General features: G+C 55.1%; 18 protein-coding genes. 12 read left to right on the top strand and 6 right to left on the bottom strand.

Features of this window, described 5'->3' with window-relative positions; all coding sequences use genetic code 11:
• Positions 1-48: 48 nt before the first annotated feature.
• Positions 49-2,118 (bottom strand): glycine--tRNA ligase subunit beta, encoded by a 2,070-nt coding sequence (glyS, locus tag BEI65_RS26215; protein WP_099065707.1) that lies wholly within the window; start codon positions 2,116-2,118, stop codon positions 49-51.
• 9 nt (positions 2,119-2,127) lie between these two features.
• The gene (gene glyQ, locus BEI65_RS26210) at positions 2,128-3,042 is read right to left on the bottom strand and encodes a glycine--tRNA ligase subunit alpha (protein WP_012004542.1); all 915 of its coding nucleotides are present in this window, start codon (positions 3,040-3,042) and stop codon (positions 2,128-2,130) included.
• Positions 3,043-3,304: 262 nt separating this feature from the next.
• Between glyQ and BEI65_RS26205 the strand changes: the two genes are divergently transcribed.
• Positions 3,305-4,648 (top strand): MFS transporter, encoded by a 1,344-nt coding sequence (locus BEI65_RS26205; RefSeq protein ID WP_099065706.1) that lies wholly within the window; start codon positions 3,305-3,307, stop codon positions 4,646-4,648.
• 364 nt (positions 4,649-5,012) lie between these two features.
• On the top strand, positions 5,013-5,672 hold the full coding sequence (locus tag BEI65_RS26200; protein WP_198404517.1) for an acyl-homoserine-lactone synthase: 660 nt from the start codon (positions 5,013-5,015) through the stop codon (positions 5,670-5,672).
• On the opposite strand, the gene BEI65_RS26195 is transcribed toward BEI65_RS26200, so the two are convergent.
• Both BEI65_RS26195 and BEI65_RS26190 read right to left on the bottom strand, forming a co-directional pair.
• Positions 5,631-6,377 carry a LuxR family transcriptional regulator gene (locus BEI65_RS26195; RefSeq protein WP_099065704.1) on the bottom strand — a complete coding sequence of 249 codons (747 nt, stop codon included), beginning with the start codon at positions 6,375-6,377 and terminating at the stop codon, positions 5,631-5,633. The two genes, BEI65_RS26200 and BEI65_RS26195, sit on opposite strands and share 42 nt — an antisense overlap.
• A gap of 846 nt (positions 6,378-7,223) precedes the next feature.
• On the bottom strand, positions 7,224-9,212 hold the full coding sequence (locus BEI65_RS26190; protein WP_099065703.1) for an autotransporter outer membrane beta-barrel domain-containing protein: 1,989 nt from the start codon (positions 9,210-9,212) through the stop codon (positions 7,224-7,226).
• Between the two features lie 197 nt (positions 9,213-9,409).
• Here BEI65_RS26190 and BEI65_RS26185 point away from each other — a divergent pair, with 197 nt between their 5' ends.
• From BEI65_RS26185 to ghrB, 8 genes are all read left to right on the top strand, one after another.
• Entirely contained in the window at positions 9,410-9,973 is a 564-nt protein-coding gene (locus tag BEI65_RS26185; RefSeq protein WP_099065702.1) for a DNA-3-methyladenine glycosylase I, read from the top strand.
• A complete protein-coding gene (locus BEI65_RS26180; RefSeq protein ID WP_099065708.1) occupies positions 9,949-10,407 on the top strand; it encodes an N-acetyltransferase in 459 nt (152 codons plus the stop codon). The genes BEI65_RS26185 and BEI65_RS26180 overlap by 25 nt, the downstream gene beginning before the upstream one ends.
• A gap of 267 nt (positions 10,408-10,674) precedes the next feature.
• Positions 10,675-11,337, top strand: a complete 663-nt coding sequence (locus BEI65_RS26175) for an OmpA family lipoprotein (protein WP_099065701.1) — start codon at positions 10,675-10,677, stop codon at positions 11,335-11,337.
• A gap of 138 nt (positions 11,338-11,475) precedes the next feature.
• Entirely contained in the window at positions 11,476-12,492 is a 1,017-nt protein-coding gene (locus BEI65_RS26170) for a LacI family DNA-binding transcriptional regulator (RefSeq protein ID WP_198404516.1), read from the top strand.
• Between the two features lie 184 nt (positions 12,493-12,676).
• Positions 12,677-13,429 carry a sugar phosphate isomerase/epimerase gene (locus BEI65_RS26165; protein ID WP_099065699.1) on the top strand — a complete coding sequence of 251 codons (753 nt, stop codon included), beginning with the start codon at positions 12,677-12,679 and terminating at the stop codon, positions 13,427-13,429.
• Positions 13,430-13,435: 6 nt separating this feature from the next.
• The gene (locus BEI65_RS26160; RefSeq protein ID WP_099065698.1) at positions 13,436-14,395 is read left to right on the top strand and encodes a sugar kinase; all 960 of its coding nucleotides are present in this window, start codon (positions 13,436-13,438) and stop codon (positions 14,393-14,395) included.
• Positions 14,396-14,492: 97 nt separating this feature from the next.
• The gene (locus BEI65_RS26155) at positions 14,493-15,761 is read left to right on the top strand and encodes an MFS transporter (RefSeq protein WP_099065697.1); all 1,269 of its coding nucleotides are present in this window, start codon (positions 14,493-14,495) and stop codon (positions 15,759-15,761) included.
• 104 nt (positions 15,762-15,865) lie between these two features.
• Positions 15,866-16,843, top strand: coding sequence for a glyoxylate/hydroxypyruvate reductase GhrB (ghrB, locus tag BEI65_RS26150; RefSeq protein ID WP_099065696.1), 978 nt, complete (start codon positions 15,866-15,868; stop codon positions 16,841-16,843).
• Positions 16,844-16,887: 44 nt separating this feature from the next.
• On the opposite strand, the gene BEI65_RS26145 is transcribed toward ghrB, so the two are convergent.
• Together BEI65_RS26145 and BEI65_RS26140 are read right to left on the bottom strand one after the other, a co-directional pair.
• Positions 16,888-17,175, bottom strand: a complete 288-nt coding sequence (locus BEI65_RS26145) for a type II toxin-antitoxin system RelE/ParE family toxin (protein WP_099065695.1) — start codon at positions 17,173-17,175, stop codon at positions 16,888-16,890.
• A complete protein-coding gene (locus tag BEI65_RS26140; RefSeq protein WP_085115185.1) occupies positions 17,165-17,413 on the bottom strand; it encodes a CopG family ribbon-helix-helix protein in 249 nt (82 codons plus the stop codon). The genes BEI65_RS26145 and BEI65_RS26140 overlap by 11 nt, the downstream gene beginning before the upstream one ends.
• A gap of 189 nt (positions 17,414-17,602) precedes the next feature.
• Between BEI65_RS26140 and BEI65_RS26135 the strand changes: the two genes are divergently transcribed.
• Positions 17,603-19,669 (top strand): alpha-amylase, encoded by a 2,067-nt coding sequence (locus BEI65_RS26135; RefSeq protein ID WP_099065694.1) that lies wholly within the window; start codon positions 17,603-17,605, stop codon positions 19,667-19,669.
• Positions 19,670-19,803: 134 nt separating this feature from the next.
• On the top strand, positions 19,804-21,057 hold the full coding sequence (locus BEI65_RS26130) for a valine--pyruvate transaminase (RefSeq protein ID WP_099065693.1): 1,254 nt from the start codon (positions 19,804-19,806) through the stop codon (positions 21,055-21,057).
• Positions 21,058-21,147: the final 90 nt, after the last annotated feature.

Genomic DNA, 21,147 nt, shown 5'->3' with positions numbered 1-21,147 from the left:
TTAACCGATCGGTGTTAGCCCTAAGGCGCCTTTTCACAGCAGAACCGCTTATTGCAGCACGGAGATATCCGCTACCTGCAGGAACAGCTCACGCAGCTTGCTCAGCAGCGTCAGACGGTTCACACGCACCGCTTCGTCTTCTGCCATCACCATGACGTTGTCGAAGAACGCATCGACCGGTTCACGCAGGTCAGCCAGTTCCACCAGCGCATCCTGATAGTTGCCTGCCGCAAAATACGGCTCCAGCTTATCGCGCAGCACCACCAGGTGGGTCGCCAATTGGATCTCAGCCGCTTCTTTCAATACCGAGGCATGTACACGGTCATTCAGCGTATCGGTAGATTTGGCCAGAATATTGGAAACGCGTTTGTTGGCCGCAGCCAGCGCTGCTGCCGCTTCCAGGGTACGGAAGTGGGTTACGGCTTTAACGCGAGCGTCAAAGTCTGCCGGTTTGGTCGGACGACGTGCCAACACCGCTTGAATGGTGTCAACGGCATGGCCTTCTTCCTGATACCAGGCGCGGAAACGACCCAGCATAAACTCGACCACCTCGTCGACCACCTTGGCGTTGGTCAGCTTGCTGCCGTACAGGCGCACGGCCTCTTCGGTCAGGGTCTGCAGATCCAGCGACAGGTTTTTCTCAACGATAATACGCAGCACGCCCAGTGCAGCACGGCGCAGTGCGAACGGGTCCTTGTCGCCTTTCGGATGTTGCCCAATGCCGAAAATACCGGCCAGGGTGTCCATCTTGTCGGCGATCGCCAGCGAACAGGCCACCAGCGACTCTGGCAGCGCATCACCGGCAAAGCGCGGCTGGTACTGCTCATTCAGCGCAACGGCAACGTCTTCTGCTTCGCCGTCGTGACGCGCATAGTGCATGCCCATCACGCCCTGGGTGTCGGTGAATTCGAAGACCATGTTGGTCATCAGATCACACTTCGACAGCAGGCCCGCACGGGTGGCGTGGTTAACATCGGCGCCAATCTGGCCGGCAACCCAGCCCGCCAGCGTCTGAATACGATCGGTCTTGTCGCGCAGGGTACCCAGTTGCTGTTGGAACAGCACGGTTTCCAGACGCGGCAGGTTATCTTCCAGACGTTTTTTGCGGTCGGTGTTGAAGAAGAACTCGGCATCGGCCAGACGCGGACGCACCACCTTCTCGTTACCGGAGATGATTTGCTGCGGATCTTTGGATTCGATATTGGCCACAAAGATAAAGTTCGGCATCAGTTTGCCCGCGGTGTCATACACCGGGAAATACTTCTGGTCGCCCTTCATGGTGTACACCAGCGCTTCCGCCGGCACCGCCAGGAATTTTTCTTCGAATTTGGCGGTCAACACCACCGGCCACTCGACCAGCGAGGCCACTTCTTCCAGCAGGCTTTCGCTCAGATCGGCCTTGCCACCAAGGGTCGAAGCGGCCAGCTCGGCGTCACGCTTGATCATCGCCTTACGGGTTTCGTAATCGGCGATCACCTTGCCGCGCTCCAGCAGGATCTGCGGATATTGGTCGGCATTGTCGATAGTGAACTCGGCTTCACCCATGAAACGGTGGCCGCGAACAGTGCGGGCAGAATCGATGCCCAGCACGGTGCCCGGGATCAGTTCTGCACCCAGCAGCATCGTCACGGTGTGCACCGGACGCACGAACTGCACCTCGGAATCGCCCCAACGCATCAGTTTCGGGATCGGCAGCTTGGCCAGTGAATTGCTGACCATGCCCGCCAGCAGCGCTTGCGCGGACTGGCCTTTAACGTGGGCGCGATACAGCAGCCATTCACCTTTGTCGGTCGCCAGACGTTCGGCCTGATCGACGGTAATACCACAACCGCGTGCCCAACCTTCGGCCGCTTTGCTTGGCTTGCCTTCGGCGTCAAACGCCTGGGCAATGGCCGGACCGCGTTTTTCGACTTCGCGATCGGCCTGTGCAGCGCTCAGATTAGCCACTTTCAGCGCCAGACGGCGTGGAGCGGCAAACCAGCTCACTTCGCCGTGCTCGAGGTTGGCGCTATCCAGCTCGGCGGTAAAATTCGCGGCAAAAGCTTCTGCCAGTGAACGAAGAGCCTTCGGCGGCAGCTCTTCCGTGCCGATTTCCACCAGGAAAGTCTGTTGAGTCATGGCTGCCTCTTAGCTCTTGTTCTTTTTGCACATTGGGAAGCCCAGCGCTTCGCGAGAAGCGTAGTAGGCCTCGGCAACGGCTTTGGTCAGCGTGCGGATACGCAGAATATAACGCTGACGCTCGGTCACCGAGATCGCCTTGCGCGCATCCAACAGGTTGAAGGTGTGGCCGGCCTTCAGAATACGTTCGTAAGCCGGCAGCGGTAGTGGTTTTTCCAGCGCCAGCAGCGACTGGGCTTCTTTCTCGTACTGCTCAAAGCAGGAGAACAGGAAGTCCACATCGGCGTATTCGAAGTTGTAAGTAGACTGCTCCACTTCGTTCTGGTGGAACACGTCACCATAGGTGGTCACACCCAGCGGGCCGTCGCTCCACACCAGATCGTAGACGCTGTCCACGCCCTGGATATACATCGCCAGGCGTTCCAGACCGTAGGTGATCTCGCCGGTTACCGGTTTGCACTCCATGCCGCCAACCTGCTGGAAGTAAGTGAACTGCGTCACTTCCATGCCGTTCAGCCACACTTCCCAGCCCAGGCCCCAGGCGCCAAGCGTCGGGTTTTCCCAGTTATCTTCTACGAAACGGATGTCGTGAATGGTCGGATCCAGACCCAGCTCTTTCAACGAGCCTAGGTACAGTTCCTGAATGTTGTCCGGTGACGGCTTAATCACCACCTGGAACTGATAGTAATGTTGCAGGCGGTTCGGGTTTTCACCGTAGCGGCCGTCGGTCGGACGGCGGGATGGCTGCACGTAGGCGGTAGCCATAGGCTCCGGGCCCAGTGCGCGCAGGCACGTCATCGGGTGTGAGGTTCCCGCGCCGACTTCCATGTCCAATGGTTGAACGATGGTGCAGCCCTGGCGCGCCCAATAGTCCTGCAGTGTCAGGATCAGGCCCTGAAAGGTCTTGGTATCAAACTTTTGCATGTTGAATTCGCACGCGATACAAGTGGATTTAAATGGGATGCGCCAGTATACCCGTTGACCGTAAGATATACAGCCCGAATCCGGCAACAAGTGCGAATCATCAAAGAAGCGCGTTGTTTTTACGCACTGAAATGGGGCAAATGCGCCCGCATGGCACGGTTTCACGCTGCGGATACATAACGAACCCCTGCCCTCCCTGGCCGCCGAGACTGGCACTAACCTTGCTAGCGTCCTGATAATCAACATTTCAGGAGGTTCGCTGATGACTACCGCCTTAACCGACAGCCGCTATCGCTACCGTATTTTCGCCATGGTGTTCTTTATTGCACTGATCAACTACGTCGATCGCGGTGCGCTTTCCTTCGCCGCCAACGATATCTCCCGTGAATTCAACTTCAACAAGGCCCAGTTGGGTGCCGTACTCGGTTACTTCGGCTTTGGCTATTTGTTTGGTTCGCTGTGCGGAGGCTTTCTGGCCGACCGCGTCGGCACTAAAAAGGTCTGGCTGATCGCCGGGGCACTGTGGTCGCTGCTGGAGATCGCCACCGCCTGGGCGGGTGAACTGGGGGTTGCGCTGTTCGGGGGCTCGGCAATCATGGGTTTCGCCGCACTGCGTATCATGTTCGGTTTTGCCGAAGGGCCGGCCTATGCGCTGATGAACAAAACCATCGCTAACTGGGCACCGCGTAAAGAGCGTGGGTTTTCATTGGGTATCGGGCTGCTTAGCACCCAAGTGGGATCGCTGCTGACCGCACCGCTGGCGGTGGGGTTGCTGCTACTAACCGATGACTGGCGCAGCATGTTTATTTTGCTGGGTTTGTTCTCGCTGCTCGCCATTCTGCTGTTTGCCCGCTTCTTCACCGACACGCCGCAAGAGCATCCGGAGGTCAATGCAGCTGAACTGGCAGCCATCAGCGCCGATCAGGATGCAGACAGCCAGCAACCACGTCTGCCGTGGTGGGCTTTCTTCACCAACCGCACGCTGGTGTTTAACGCCCTGGGTTACTTCTCTTTCCTCTATGTCACCTTTGTGCTGGTCACCTGGGGGCCCAAATACCTGCAAGACACCTTTAATTACGATCTGCACTCGCTGTGGTATGTGGCGATGATCCCGTGGAGTGGTGCCTGTTTCACCGTTCTGCTCGGTGGTCGCATCGCCGACGCGCTGCTGAGACGCTTCGGCAACCTGCGGCTGGCCCGTAATCTGTTTGCGGCAGTCACGCTGCTGCTGACCGGCACCTGCTTCCTGCTGATCCCCTTTATGAGCACGCCGACCGAAATCATTCTGCTGATGACACTGGGTAATGCGCTGAATGCGCTGGTGAATAATGTGTATTGGTCGGTGGTGATCGACGTCACACCGAAGGCTTCAGTAGGCGCCTACAGCGGTATGACGCTGGCGATTGCCAATATTGCCTCGATCACCGCACCGATGCTGAGCGGCTGGCTGGCACAACACCACGGCTATGGCGCCATGTTCTTAGCCACCGCCGTGGTGTCTTTCTGCAGCATGCTGTGCATGACCTTGCTGCAGCCGGAAAGAAAGATCGGGGCCGACAGCTCGCTTGTGAACCATCGTGGTATTCAGCACGCAGCGCAGCGATAACAACAAAACCATGAGGCAAGGATGCCGTCAGATTAACGCATGTCGAGTTAAGTTAATTTTGCTACCCGCCGACAATAGCGAATCTATTATCTACGCGATTGATAACATACCGGCAATAATAGTGCTTATAAAAACATCCTCAGGTGAAACATTGCAGGGATAATTAGTAAACAAACGATGCAAAGATTAAAATAATCATTATCAACAGGAAAGAAACTCTCGATTATAACAAGCATCTATCAATCATTTATCTCTAAGGCTAAAAATTTACTTGCCGACTTGACTCTGTTAGGATTACCTATCGCACATTAACAATGTTGCAAGACGTAATTAAATTTAAAATTCGATTATGGAAGATGTAGAAATGATAGAAGTTTTTGATGTAGATTACAATCTACTGTCGGATAACCGATCGAAAGAATTATTCTCTTTAAGAAAGAGAACATTTAAGGATCGTCTCGACTGGATTGTGAATTGTGAAAACAACATGGAGTTTGACGAGTATGATAACAATCATACTACCTATCTGTTTGGCATGTATGACAACATGGTGATCTGCAGCCTGCGATTTATAGAAACAAAATACAACAACATGATTACCGGAACGTTTAAATCCTATTTTAACAAAATAGATATTCCGGAAGGTAATTACATTGAAGCCAGCAGACTATTTATCGATAAAGAGCGTGTTCAGACGCTGCAACTTCAAAAGAAACCAATCAGTTCTATACTATTCTTATCTATGATAAATTATGCAAGAAATTACGGTTACCAAGGGATCTATGCCATTATTAGCCACCCTATGCTGATTATCTTCCAAAGATCCGGTTGGGAAATATCTGTGGTCGAGCAAGGACAGTCAGAGAAAAACCAGCGTATCTATCTTATTTATATGCCGGTTGACGATCGTAACCAGCAGATATTGATCGATCGCATCAACTTGGCCCATCCTGGCTTAACTCCGGATCGCGACGCCTGGCCATTAGCCTTCCGCGTCAGGCAGCACGGGTCTTATGAGCTGTAGCTCAACGCCTAGCCTGATAGCATGCTTGGCGTTTGTAACCCCCAGTTTTTTGACAGCATTACCAATATGATATTTTATTGTGGTGAGTTTGATCCCCAGGATTAATGCAATCTCCTGATAGGATTTCCCCATGCTTGCCCAGTAAATTATCTCATTCTCTCGCTTCGAGAATATTTCTTTATTATTCATTTTGTCAAAATAGGTGGGGCTATTGATTTCCTTGTAAAACGTAGTGAGTTTATCATGCGTAGTAATTAACAGCATTTGGAGTTTGTCTTGGTTAGACGTTATTCTCTCTTCTATATTATCGTCACAATGCTTATCAATCATGATAGATAGCACCACCAAATTATGATTATGATCGTGCAGCACAAATGTATAGCCATTAACTACATTATAATTTTTCGCCATGTCAAAAATTCTTGGCAGTTTTAACCCTGGGTCAATCATTATATTTTCATCCCAGGAGAAAGGTGTAATGCGACGTGAGGCAGTAATCAGAACAGGATCAATAAACTGATAGTTATTATCTGTATAAAACTCAAACCATTCCGTTCTGTTCGAAATTATCGCAAAATTCGCCGGATTTCTTTTATTCATTATGGCATAGGCGTACTTCACATTACTATATTCGCTAAGTTTAGCTTCCAAATCGTTTTTTATGGAGGTGTTAATAATTTCATTATTGAAGAATGAATTTGACACTCAATCGTCTCCTTGAAAAATGAAAGTCCATCATAAATAAAAAGTATAACATAAAAACGACTTATGGCATAACTGAGAAAGCCGCCAAATAATATGATCCAAAAAGATAATTTAAAACGACACTCAACTTTATTTACACAATAAAGTTAATCACGGTGCGTTAATTTAATTAGATTAAAAGCCTGGCTATCATCACCAGAACACTTGGCAAATCTGGGTAAACAAGGAGAAATTCCGATTATTAACTGCCAAAGCATTCAGATGATTGAAATGTTAATTTTAATAACAAAATAAACAAGGGAGCTACATATCCAGGCAGGCATTACGAGTAAATACGAAGAGAAGCAAACCATTCGCTATCAAGGGCAAAAAACCAATAACTTCCTCACCCCATCAAATGACAGGGTGAAAGAAAGAAATTGACAATCAAAATATAGAAAACAATAATATTTAAATATTATTTCCCTGGTGTTGGCCAAATTGGCTATCTGATCCTGATTCAGGATCAGTTTTTTTTTGTAATGTGTGTCTTGTTTTTCTGGGGTAACAATAAAGTCTTTCAAACTCGAATGATAGTTGTACTAAAGTACAGTCACACGCTGTATTTTCTCATATGGAGAGCGGTGATTACCGCATTATAGCGTTGGTTTCAACCCACCCAGTACCACCAATAAGCCGTAGCAAATCGGTTAATCCCTCATAAATAAACTCGCACTTTTCAGCCATCCATTATCAATATGCTGTCATGCAGATGTCAGGTACGTCATCGCTATAACTGCGATTCATTGCACCAATCTGTATCGGTTACGGGCCCGATCTCAGGGCCCTGAGATAGATATCAACCCATCAGAACCGAGCGCTGACGCCGACGTTATACATAAACTGTTCGCCGCTGCTCAGGCCACCGGTCTGTGAAACGGTGGCGAACGCCGCCACCTGATCGGTCAGCGGCATGTTCGCCCCCAGCGTCACATCCACCCAGTTTTTATCCTGATTGGCGCTGTCGCGGGTGAAAGAGGTTTGTGTGGATTTCAACCCGCCGCCGGCCCGATAAACATCATCACCAAATTGATGCTGATAGCTCACCTCGGCATACGGATTAAACAGGCCAAAGTTGCTGTCCAATCGCCAGCCCAGCGCGCCAATCTGCGAATGGTAGGTCTGGTCGTTAAACCGCATGGCGGTGCTGTCGTTGCCGTCCTCGCTGTAACCGGAGACATTGCTGTAATCCCAGGCGAACTGCGCCATCGGTCCGGTGGTCAGGTAAGAGGTCACCGGGAAGTCATAGCCGGCGGTGACCCGTGCGCCCCACTGTTTACCGTCGGTGCTGCCGGTTTCGGTGCGATTTAACGCCCCAAGCTGCATGCTGCGGCGAATATCATCGTAATCCATCGTCGCGTAATGCAAATCGGCATTCACCCAGCCGTGCTCAAACACATCCAGAGCGGTAAAGGCCGAAAACAGCAGGCCACGCGCCTTATAGTCGTAGCGGCTGGAGGGCTGCTGATCGTCATTGGAGCCGGAAATCAGCGCCCCAATTAACCAACCATCGGTCAACTGGTAATCCACCCCGACCGTCAGATTGTGGGTGGTGGCGTTGCCGTCACCGGCTGCCAGATTGGACGAATAGTCATAGTGTTGCCCGGCATAACCGCCGAACACGCCCAGCGCACCTTGCGGATTATCACCGTTACGTAACTGTTGGAAACGGCTGTCGAGGGTGGCACGGCTGTCGCGCGCCATGGCCGCCGTCGCCTGATTCAGCGCCACCACCTGCGCTGGGCCGTCCAGTACCGCCTGGATGTAATCGGCAATCAGTTGATGTGCCTGCGGGCTGGGGTGGAAATGGTCGGCAAACAGATAGGATTGGCTACTGTCGAAACCTGGCGTGGCAGAACTGCACACGGCGGAAGAGACGCCCGGCGGACAGGCCATACCGGCGGTATTGGTAAAGCCAAACTGCGCCGGGTTGGCAATCGCCTCGCTAAACAGCTTGTTTACGTCGACCCGGACGATATTACCGCTGCCCTGTGCCAGCAGGCGGTCTTCGCTCTGGTTGTAAAAATCGGTCAGTTGCCCGGCCTGAGCACTCAGGTTGTCAAAGGCGGCAATCAACTGTGCCGCAATCGCCTGCTGCACCTGCGGGATGGCACTGCCCTGCGCTGCTGCAGCCGTTAGCGCCTGGTGGATGGCCTGGGTACGCTGGTCGTTATCCGGCGTAGCCAATGAATTAAGGGTGGCATAGGCCGCCTGTACCGCCGCGTTTTGCACCGGGGTCAGCGCCTGCTGGATAATCAGCTCCATCAGTTGCGGAGTAGAGCCAATATTCGGCACCGTCGGGACGATCACCGTGCCGGCACCGGCATTCAGCAAAGAGTGAACCTGCGCTGCGGCGGCCGCGGCACTGTTGTAGGCCACACCCGGCGCGGTTGTCGGATTTAACGCCGCTGCCGCCAGATCGTTGCCGCCAATCCAGTGAATATACAGTCCGTCACCATCAGCCCGACCATTGACCCGATTGAGATAGCCCTGTACCTGATCCTGAGTGTTATCCGCCGGGTTGAGCGCCGGCACGGCCACGCCACCACCGGCGGCATAGTTCTCGCCCCCGTTGTCCGAGGCCACCAGCGCGGCACCGATGCGCTGCGCCAAAACTTCGTCATACAACAGGTGCTTATTGCTGTCGTAGGTAAAGCGGCCATTGTTGCCGGTGTCACTCAGACTGTCGCCAAAGACGTAGAGTTGGTCGTAGGCCAGCACCGGGGTGGTCATACTGCATAATATCGCCACTGCAAGCACCGCCGGGCGGGGCATACTCGTTATTTTTAGAGGCATGAATAGACTCCTGAGAGCCAGCAAATGAAGGAAAACCACTTTTATCATTGGCCTTTTTTTAGTGCCGGCCATCTAGTAAATATTGCTGGCTTTTTCGCCACGTCAAGCCGGCTGATGATAAAACAATCAGGGGCTTGCCAAGTTCACCACTTCGGGCGATGCTTACTGTAAATAAACACAGCACAAGGACAGTCATTATGGTCAATGAACGTTGCGGTTGGGTGACGGCAGATCCGTTATACCTCGAATATCACGACAAGGAATGGGGAGCGCCGACCACCGATGCGCGTGAACTGTTTGAAATGCTCTGTCTGGAAGGACAACAGGCCGGGCTTTCGTGGATCACCGTGCTGAAAAAGCGTGAGAACTACCGTCGCGCCTTCCACAATTTCGATCCTCAGCGGGTGGCAGCGATCAGTGAGCAAGAGGTGGAAACGCTGCTGCAGGACAGCAGCATTATCCGCCACCGGGGCAAAATCGAAGCCATCATTGCCAACGCCAGGGCCTATCTGGCGATGGAGGCCGCCGGTGAAGATTTCGTCAGCTTTATCTGGACCTTTGTCGACGGCGAACCGCTACTCAACCGTTGGCAACAACTGAGCGAGGTACCGGCGAAAACCGAACGCTCGGACGCCATGTCCAAGGCGCTGAAAAAACGCGGCTTCAAATTTATCGGATCTACCACCTGTTATGCCTTTATGCAGGCCAGCGGGCTGGTGAACGATCATCTGACAGGCTGCCTCTGCTACCCAAAGCCATAGCGATCCGCCCTTGCCAGCCGGTCGATTTGCCGCGGCTAATGGCCCTGTGGCTGCCCAGCACCATCGCTGCCCATCCGTTCGTGAAGGAAAGCTACTGGCTGGAAAGCGCAACGCTGGTACGGGAGAACTACCTGCCGCGAGCACACAGTTGGGCGTATTGGCATCAAGGGGAGATCGTCGGCTTTATCAGCGTGTTGGATCAACGCTTTATTGGCGCGCTGTTTGTTGACCAGGCGTTTCACGGCTGTGGCGTCGGTCAGGCACTGATGGCGCATGTCCAACAGCGCTACCCCCGGCTGAGCCTGGAGGTCTATCAGCAAAATCTGCGCGCCTGTGCGTTCTACCACAAGCAGGGTTTCCAGGTGACCCAGCGCCTGTTAAATGAAGAAACTCAAGCCTATACGTTGATCATGAACTGGTCCGCCACCGTTTGATTTTTGTCACTTCTGGCTAAAAACAACGCATCCCGCACCGGGGTGCGTTCAATTCAGAATCCGCTGCATGGTATTCCCCTCCGTTTTGCCGGATAACAGGCGCAGCCCGTGAGCCGCTTATAATTTGTCACGTTTTTTTCCGGAACTGCCGGAGAGGATACGCGTCATAGTAGCGCCGCAATCTGGCATGCCAGGCGGCCACGGTTTTTTTAGCGTCCCCCAGCTTGGACTGACGCACACAGATTTTGATGCCACAAAGGATAAAACATGAAAAAACGCATTGCGATTATTGCCGGCGCGGTGAGCCTGGCGCTCACGCTGTCAGCCTGTACCACCAACCCGTACAGCGGGGAATCTGAAGCCGGTAAATCCGGCATTGGCGCAGGGATCGGCGCGGCATTGGGCGCAGGCGTCGGCATGTTGTCCTCGTCGAAAAAAGACCGCGGCAAAGGCGCACTGATCGGCGCAGCGGCCGGTGCAGCCCTGGGCGGCGGTGCCGGTTATTACATGGACGTGCAGGAAGCCAAACTGCGCGACAAAATGAAAGGCACCGGCGTTAGCGTGACCCGTCAGGGCGACAATATCGTGCTGAACATGCCAAACAACGTCACCTTCGACAGCAGCAGCGCTACCCTGAAACCGGCGGGTGCCAACACCCTGACCGGCGTGGCCATGGTGTTGAAGGAATACCCGAAAACCGCGGTTAACGTGATCGGCTACACCGACAGCTCCGGCTCCCGTGCGCTGAACATGACCCTGTCGCAGCAACGTGCCGACGGCGTTGGCAGCGCGTTGATCACCCAGGGCGTAGCGGCCAACCGCGTTCGCACCTCAGGTGCCGGTCCGGATAACCCGATCGCCTCCAACAGCACCGCTGAAGGCAAGGCACAAAACCGCCGCGTTGAGATCACCCTCAGCCCGCTGCAGTAATCCCGTGCGGGGCGCTATGCCCCGCCGTTTCTGATTCCCCCGGCACTCTGCCATTCAACATTCCGGCTCCGCGTCGGGTGTGTTAGTCTCCTTGGCAATTAACCACAGGGGAGATCGGCTGTGAGCAGTGTTAAGGCAATCCGCGCCTCGGGGCGAGCCACCATCAGCGATGTGGCGAAAACCGCCAAGACCGGTAAAACCAGCGTATCGCGCTATTTGAATGGTGAGCAGCACCTGCTTTCTGACGATCTCAAACAGCGTATTGAACAGGCGATCCTCCAGCTCGACTACCGGCCAAGCCAGATGGCACGCAGCCTGAAGGGCGGACAGACGCGCCTGATTGGCCTGATCATCGCCGATATCACCAATCCCTACTCGGTGGACGTGATGCGCGGCATCGAAGCGGCCTGCCGTCAACACGGCTTTACCCTGCTGGTGTGTAATACCAATAACGAGGTCAATCAGGAGCAGCACTACCTGCAACTGCTCAGCAGTTACCGGGTTGAGGGTATCGTGGTCAACGCGGTTGGCATGCGCGAAGAGGCGCTGTCGACGCTGCAACAATCGATGCTGCCGATGGTGCTGATCGACCGCAAAATTCATGATTTCGCCTGCGACGTGGTCGGCCTCGACAATCACGAAGCGGCGACGATTGCCACGGAACACCTGCTGCAACAGGGTTTCGAAGCCATTCTGTTTCTCAGCGAGCCGATCGGCACGGTCAATACCCGGCTGGAACGGCTACATGCCTTCAACCAAACCATGGCGCAACATGCCGGGCTGTTGGCCGAACAGGCCGAAACACCGCTTAACGACGTTAAGCAACTGGAAGCCGTGATCGGTGACTTCAACGCCCGTCATCGCGGTATGCGCAAGGCAGTGATTTCCGCCAACGGTGCCCTGACCTTGCAGGTGGCGCGCGCCATGCGCCGTCTGGGTATTCAGTGGGGCAGCGATATCGGCCTGTTGGGGTTTGACGAGCTGGAATGGGCCGAACTGGCCGGGGTGGGCATCACCACCCTGAAACAGCCCACCTATCAAATGGGCCATGCGGCGCTTGAGCAACTGGTGCAACGCATTCAGGGCCTGGGTACACCAATCAGCGAACAGATGTTCCCCGGCGAACTGATCGTGCGCGGCTCTACCACCCGATAATTCCCTTCTCTCCGGCAGGAGCGCGGCTTACGGCGCTTCTGCAACGCCCTATTCAGACTATTTTTTGCTCAGGTTCGTGATTGCGATCATATTTTTACATTCTGTCGCTTTCGTCTGGAACCGGTACCATTTAACTTGTGCTTAACAGCAGCGGTGGGAATAACGCCACCTCAGGAGCAAAAAAATGACCAGAGAAATTATCGTGGTGACCGGCGCCTACGGCACCGATACTGTCCAACAGCTCGGCGGCCAGGCCGCTTTACTGCCGATCATCGCCGGTGCAGGCGCCGACGGCGTAGAAATCCGCCGCGAACTGTTTTCTGCCCAGGAGCTACAGAGCCTGCCGGCATTGGCTCAGGCCATCGAACAGCAGCACCTGTTCGTCGTTTACTCCGCACCCGAAGCCCTGTTTACCCCACAGCATACGTTGAACCCCAACCTGCCGGCGCTGCTGGCGGAAGCCCAGACGCTGAATGCGCGCCAGTTAAAATTATCCCTGGGCCACTACCAGCCGGGCTTCGATTTTACCGAACTGAAAGTGGCACTGGAGCAGCATCCGGTCAGCCTGGTGGTTGAAAATGACCAGACCCCTGACTGTGGCATTTTGTCGCTGCTCAATGCCTTTTTCCACGCGGCGGAAGATAACCGTTTGCCGGTCAGCATGACTTTCGATATGGCCAACTGGCACTGGGTGGGGCAAGACGCCTTCGCCGCTGCCGAACGTTTGGCTCGCCACGTCAGCTATGTCCACGTTAAGGCCGCCACCCATGGTCTGCGCGGCTGGCGCGCCGTGGCGCTGGATGACAGTGACGGTAAATGGCGTGAGCTGTTGACCCGCCTGCCACTGGATGCGCCACGCGGCATTGAATTCCCGTTGCAGGGCGACAGTCTGGAAGAAGTGACCCGCTACTACGTTAACCTGCTGCGCGCGGAGTAAAACATCATGAAAATGCTGACAACCGCACATAGCACGCCATTGGACGTCGTCACTCTGGGTGAAGCCATGGCCATGTTTGTGGCAACCCAAACCGGCGACCTAGCGGAAGTGGAAACCTTCACCAAGCGCATTGCCGGTGCCGAGCTGAACGTGGCGATCGGTCTGGCACGTCTGGGCCTGAACGTCGGCTGGGTCAGCCGCGTCGGCAACGACACTTTCGGCCGTTTCACCCTGCAACAATTGAAAAAAGAAGGCATTAACGCCCAGCAGGTGACGGTAGACGGCAATTACCCGACCGGTTTTCAGATCAAATCTAAAACCACCGATGGTACCGATCCCAGTGTGGAGTATTTCCGCAAAGGCTCGGCGGCCAGTCATCTTTCGGCGGACGATTTCAACCGCGATTATTTCGGTTCCGCCCGCCATCTGCACCTGAGTGGCGTGGCCGCGGCCCTGTCCGGCCAGTCGCTGGCGCTGTGTCACCACGCCGCACGTGAAATGCGTGCGATGGGCAAAACCATTTCGTTTGATCCCAATTTGCGTCCGGTGCTGTGGTCCAGCCAACAGGTGATGATCGAGCAGTTGAACAAGCTGGCGTTTGCCGCCGACTGGGTGCTGCCGGGGCTGAAAGAAGGACAAATCCTCACCGGCCAATCAACGCCGGAAGGCATTGCCGATTTTTACCTGGAGCGCGGCGTGCAGGCGGTGATCATCAAAACCGGCCCGGACGGCGCCTGGTTTAAAACCGCAGCCGGCGATCAGGCGGCCGTCGCGGCCGTCAAAGTCAGCAACGTGGTGGATACCGTGGGTGCGGGAGACGGTTTTGCCGTCGGGACCATTAGCGCCCTGCTGGAAGGCAAAACGCTGAAACAGGCGGTGCAACGCGGCAACAAAATCGGCTCGCTGGCGATCCAGGCCATCGGCGACAGTGAAGGTTTGCCGACCCGCGCGGCACTGGCTGAATAAATATAACAAACATAATCGGTTAACCGACTTCTCTGCATGACGTGTACCTCTGGCCCTACAACCAGAACGCGTTGAGAGAACACTGAGGAATCTGAACATGAACAAAGCGACTCTCGCGGCTAAACGCTGGTGGTACATCATGCCCATCGTGTTTATCACCTACAGCCTGGCCTATCTCGACCGAGCCAACTTCAGCTTTGCCTCGGCCGCCGGCATCAATGACGATCTGGGCATCACCAAAGGCATGTCATCGCTGCTGGGTGCGCTGTTTTTCCTCGGCTATTTCTTTTTCCAAATCCCCGGTGCTATCTATGCCGAACGCCGCAGCGTTAAAAAACTGATTTTCTGGTGCCTGATCCTGTGGGGTGCCTGCGCCTCACTGACCGGCATGGTCAGTAATATCCCCATGCTGGCCGCTATCCGCTTTATCCTCGGCGTGGTGGAAGCCGCGGTCATGCCGGCAATGCTGATTTACATCAGCAACTGGTTCACCAAATCAGAACGCTCACGCGCCAATACCTTCCTGATCCTCGGTAACCCGGTAACGGTGCTGTGGATGTCGGTGGTTTCCGGCTACCTGATCCACGCCTATGGCTGGCGTGAAATGTTTATCTTTGAAGGTATTCCGGCGGTGATCTGGGCCTTCTGCTGGTGGGTACTGGCCAAAGACAAACCCGCCCAGGCCAAATGGCTGAACGATGATGAAAAGCTGGCGTTGCAGCAACAGCTGGAAGAAGAACAGAAAGGCATTAAAGCGGTGCGTAACTACGGTGAAGCCTTCCGCTCACGCAACGTGATTTTGCTGTGCGCACAGTACTTTGCCTGGAGTATCGGTGTGTACGGCTTCGTGCTGTGGTTGCCTTCGATCCTGCGCAGCGGCATGCAGATGGGTATGGTGGAAGCCGGCTGGCTGTCGGCGGTGCCTTACCTGGCGGCCACTATCGCCATGATCCTGGTGTCCTGGGCATCGGACAAAATGCAAAACCGTAAGCTGTTCGTCTGGCCACTGCTGCTGATTGGCGCGCTGGCATTCTTCGGCTCCTACGCCGTCGGTGCCAATCATTTCTGGATCTCTTATACCCTGCTGGTGATTGCCGGTGCGGCAATGTACGCCCCTTATGGACCCTTCTTCGCCATCATTCCTGAAATGCTGCCGAAAAACGTCGCCGGTGGCGCCATGGCGCTGATCAACAGCATGGGGGCGCTGGGTTCCTTCTTCGGCTCATGGTTTGTCGGTTACCTGAACGGCGCTACCGGCAGCCCGGCAGCTTCTTATATGTTTATGGCCATTGCCCTGCTGGCGGCGGTGGTGCTGACGCTGGTAGTCAAGCCCGCTCGCAACGAGGCCCAACCACAACTGGCCTGATCTGCCTGAATAACCAGGGTGACGGGCACTGCGCCCTTCACCCTTTTTGCTTTATGTTATGTTGGATCCCCAACGTCCTAATCGTTAGCTTGCTGGAGTTCGTGATGAAGCCTTCTATTGTTTTATACAAAAGCATTCCCGCCGACCTGCGTGAACGACTGGAACAGCACTTCACCGTGCACACCTTCGACGGCCTGAACCCGGAGAACCGCGATGAGCTGCGTCAGGCGCTGCAACAGGCGGAAGGGATAATCGGTTCCGGCGGAAAAATTGATGAGGCCTTCCTGCAGCAGGCACCCAAACTGCGTGCAGCCTCAACCATCTCCGTCGGTTACGACAATTTCGACGTTGACGCGCTTAACGCCCATAACGTGCTGCTGATGCATACCCCGACCGTGCTGACCGAAACCGTCGCCGATACCATCATGAGTCTGGTGCTGGCAACGGCACGCCGGGTAGTGGAAGTGGCCGCGCGGGTGAAAGCCGGCGAATGGCAGGGCAGTATCGGGGCGGACTGGTTTGGCGTCGACGTGCACCATAAAACCATCGGTATCCTCGGTATGGGGCGGATCGGGCTGGCACTGGCACAACGTGCGCACTTCGGTTTCGGCATGCCGGTGCTGTACAACGCGCGCCGCACTCATGAAGAAGCGGAACAACGTTTTAACGCCCGCCGTTGCGATCTGGATACCCTGCTGGCCGAATCCGATTTCATCTGCATTACGCTGCCGCTGACCGATGAAACCTTCCATATGATCAGCCGTGATCAACTGGCGAAGATGAAAAAGAGCGGCATTCTGATCAACGCCGGTCGTGGCCCGGTGGTGGACGAAGCGGCACTGATCGAAGCGCTGCAGAACGGCACTATCCACGCAGCCGGGCTGGACGTGTTCGAAAAAGAACCGTTGGACGTGTCTTCATCGCTGCTGAAGCTGCCAAACGTAGTCGCGCTGCCGCATATCGGTTCTGCGACCCATGAGACCCGCTACGGTATGGCCGAATGCGCCGTCGACAACCTGATTGCCGCATTGACCGGCACAGTCAAAGAAAACTGCGTTAACCCGCAACTACTGAAAAAGTAACTGTCATGGATGCCAGTGGAGTAATAACTGGCATCCATTCAAAATTACCACGCTCTTTTCGGCGGGCGTCTCCGCATATGGAATACCCTGAGAATATGTATTTCATTGTTTTTAATTCTGTACGGGATCAGATAAGGAAAGATTTTCATCACAATTTCCCGGGTTCCCATTACCCTTCCAGCCCTGCCCAGGGCCGGATTGGCTACCAGCAAGTTCACTAAACGAAAAACCTCCCTGGCGAATTGGGTCGCAACCTGAGGACTCTCTTGGTAAAACCAATCGTACTCATCATCAAAATTGCTTGCGGCTTTCCTTAGCCATTTAATTTTCATCGTTATTCATCACCCCCATCCGCTTGAAGCGAGCCTGCATTTCATCGTCAGAAACAAAATCCCCCTTTTCTGCTTCAAGGATTGCCTGTTGAGTTTCAGCAATCTGCCAGGCTTCACGGCTGATGAAATCCCGAATAGCCTGCCCAGCCAGAAAGGATTTTGTTCTGCCGGTCGCCTTAGCCAAGGCTTCAAGCTGTTCACTGAGATCTTCCGGTAGTCGAACAGACATCACGCTCATAGGTCACCTCACACTACAATGTATACATTGTAATATAGATTAAAAAACCACCGAGTGACAGCCCAGGATCTCCCCCTTCCTTCTCCTCCCCCCGAAACTCCCCGCCGGGATGAGGCTATTTTTTCATCATTAGTCACACTGGACATTACCCTACAATAAAAACGCTTCCTGCCACGCGTAAGGAGAGCCATGAAACGCCTGACCCTTCCCCTGCTGATGCTGCTGTCACCGGCGGCAATGGCGAGCTGGACGCTGCAAAGCTTCCCGGCCTTTGACGAATCCGCCAGCGGCCTGTTCACCAGCCACGCCACCTTGCCCAAGGGCGAACTGCCGCTGAAGATTTACCAGGACCAACAGTGCTGGCAGCCAACGGCCACGGCCAAACTGAATCAAACCCTGTCGCTGCAGTCCTGCGGCGATAATCCGCCGGTTAACTGGCGGCTGTTCCGCGCCGGTGAATACCAGGTGCGTATCGATACCCGCAGCGGAACGCCGACGTTGCAGCTCAGCCTGAAAACAGCGCCGGAAACCGCCACCGCTTCGGTGGCACACACCTGCCAACGCTGGGACGGCAAGCCGCTCACGCTTGACGTTTCGGGCACCTTTGCCGAAGGCGAAACGCTGCGTGATTTCTATTCTGGCCAAACGGCGAAGGTCAGCCAGGGCAAAGTCACCCTGCAACCCGCCGCAGGCAGCGGAGGATTACTGTTGCTGGAGTCGGCAAGCAGCGAGAAAGCCGCCCCGTTCAACTGGCACAACGCCACCGTCTACTTCGCCCTGACCGACCGCTTTGAGAACGGCAACCCGGCCAATGACCACAGCTACGGCCGCCGCAGTGACGGCATGCAGGAAATAGGCACCTTCCACGGCGGCGATCTGGCCGGCCTCACTCAAAAGCTCGATTACCTGCAACAGCTCGGCGTCAATGCGCTGTGGATCAGTTCACCGCTGGAGCAAATCCACGGCTGGGTCGGTGGCGGCACCAAGGGTGACTTCCCGCATTACGCCTATCACGGGTACTACGCGCTGGACTGGACCCGACTCGATGCCAACATGGGCAGCGAGCAGGATCTGCGCAAGCTGGTTGAGCAGGCGCACCAGCGCGGGATCCGCATTCTGTTTGACGTGGTAGTCAATCATGTCGGTTACGCCACGCTGGCGGATATGCAGACCTTCCAGTTCGGCTCGCTGTATCTGAAAGGCGCGGAGATCGAAAAAACGCTGGGTAAAAACTGGGGGGACTGGCGACCGGCGGCAGGCCAAAACTGGCATAGCTTCAATGATTACATTAACTTCAGCGATAAGGCCGGTTGGGACGCCTGGTGGGGCAAAAACTGGATCCGCACCGATATCGGCGACTACGATTCGCCGGGCTATGACGACCTCACCATGTCGCTGGCCTTCCTCCCGGACATCAAAACTGAAGCGCCCGGTGCCAGTGGGTTGCCGCTGTTTTATCGCCACAAACCCGATAGCGCCGCACAGGACATTGCCGGTGCCACTACCCGTGACTACCTGACCACCTGGCTCAGTCAATGGGTTCGCGACTACGGCATTGACGGCTTCCGCGTCGATACCGCCAAGCACGTTGAGAAACCGACCCTGGCGCTGTTGAAGCAGCGTGCCACGGCGGCGTTGGCCGAGTGGAAAGCTGCCCATCCGCAGCAGGCGCTGGATAACGCCCCGTTCTGGATGACCGGCGAAGCCTGGGGACATGGCGTGATGAAAAGCGACTATTACCAGAACGGTTTCGACGCGATGATCAATTTTGATTTCCAGGATCAGGCGTCGCAGGCTCTGGCCTGCTTCTCCAGCATCGATGCCACCTATCAACAGATGGCCGACAAGCTACAGGATTTCAACGTGTTGAGTTATATCTCCTCGCACGATACCCGGCTTTTCTTCGCCAGCGATGCCAAAGGGTCGCTGCCGCTACAACAACGCGCCGCCGATCTGCTGCTGCTGGCCCCCGGTGCGGTACAGATTTACTACGGTGATGAAAGTGGCCGTCAGCTTGGCCCGACCGGTTCGGATCCGCTGCAGGGTACCCGTTCCGACATGAACTGGAGCGAACTGCAGGGCAACAAAGCTCCCCTGCTGGCCCACTGGCAGCGTCTGGGACAATTCCGCGCCCGCCATCCGGCGATAGGTGCCGGCACCCAGCAGTCGCAGCAAACGTCGCACTATTACGCCTTCAGCCGCCGGCTCGGCGACGATAAGGTGATGGTGGTGTGGGCCGGCGATCGGTCAGATTAATTCAGCGGAATATGCTGTTAAATAACCATCGGGTGAAATTTACTCCCGGTGGTTGTTTTGTGAACCGCATTGCACCGAAAATTGTCTGGCGGTATGGTGGGGGATTACCTGCTAAAAACAATACAGCTGCACCTATGACTTTTTCACTTTTCGGCGACAAATTTACCCGTTACGCGGGCATTACCCGTTTGATGGATGACCTGAACGAAGGCCTGCGCACCCCCGGTGCCATCATGCTTGGCGGCGGTAATCCGGCGCAAATTCCAGAGATGGAAAGCTACTTCAAACAGCTGTGTCAGGAGATGCTCGACCAGGGCAAACTGACCGAGGCACTGTGTAACTATGACGGCCCGCAGGGCAAAGACGCCCTGCTGAAAGCGCTGGCCAAATTGCTGCGCGACGAGCTGGGCTGGCAGATCTCACCACAGAATATTGCACTGACAAATGGCAGTCAGAGCGCGTTTTTCTACTTGTTTAATCTGTTTGCCGGTCGCTATGCCGACGGCAGCCGCCGTCGCGTGTTGTTCCCGCTGGCACCGGAATATATTGGCTATGCCGATGCCGGGTTGGACGAAGGGCTGTTTGTCTCGGCCAAGCCCAACATCGAACTGCTGCCGGAAGGCCAGTTCAAGTATCACGTTGATTTCGAACACCTGAACATCGGCGATGATATCGGCATGATTTGCGTATCACGCCCGACTAACCCCACCGGCAACGTGATCACCGACGAAGAGCTGATGAAGCTCGATCGGTTGGCGCAACAGCGCAATATTCCGCTGGTGATCGATAACGCCTATGGCGTGCCCTTCCCCGGCATTATCTTCAGCGACGCGACGCCGCTGTGGAACCCTAACATCATTCTGTGCATGAGCCTGTCGAAACTCGGCCTGCCCGGCTCACGCTGCGGCATTGTGATCGCCGATGAGAAGACCATCAGCGCCCTGACCAACATGAACGGTATCATCAGCCTGTCACCGGGCAGCATCGGGCCGGCGATGGCCACGGAAATGATTGAACGCGGTGACCTGCTGCGGTTGTCAAACGAGGTGATCCGCCCGTTTTACAAGCAGCGTGTCGAGCACACTATCGAGATTATTCGCCGTTACCTGTCGCCGGAGCGCTGCCTGATCCATAAACCGGAAGGGGCGATTTTCCTCTGGCTGTGGTTCAAGGATCTGCCGATCACTACCGAACTGCTGTATCAGCGCCTGAAAAAACGCGGCGTGCTGATGGTGCCGGGCCACTACTTCTTCCCGGGGCTGGAACACGAATGGCCGCATACCCATCAGTGCATGCGGATGAACTACGTGCCGGATCCGGAGAAGATTGAGCGTGGCGTGGCAATTCTGGCGGAAGAGATCGAACGTGCGCACCAGGACGCAGGCTGATCGTTGAGATGGGGCGCACGCGTGAACTGACCCCTTGAGTTACAGCTCCCAATGCGCTATTAACAGAAATAAAATTGACAGTGCCAGGAT

Origin of the sequence: Serratia sp. BW106 (genome assembly GCF_002607755.1) — a bacterium.
Lineage (GTDB): Bacteria > Pseudomonadota > Gammaproteobacteria > Enterobacterales > Enterobacteriaceae > Serratia > Serratia proteamaculans.
Note: the sequence above shows the minus strand (reverse complement) of the source record. Positions and strands in the feature narration are given on the sequence as shown.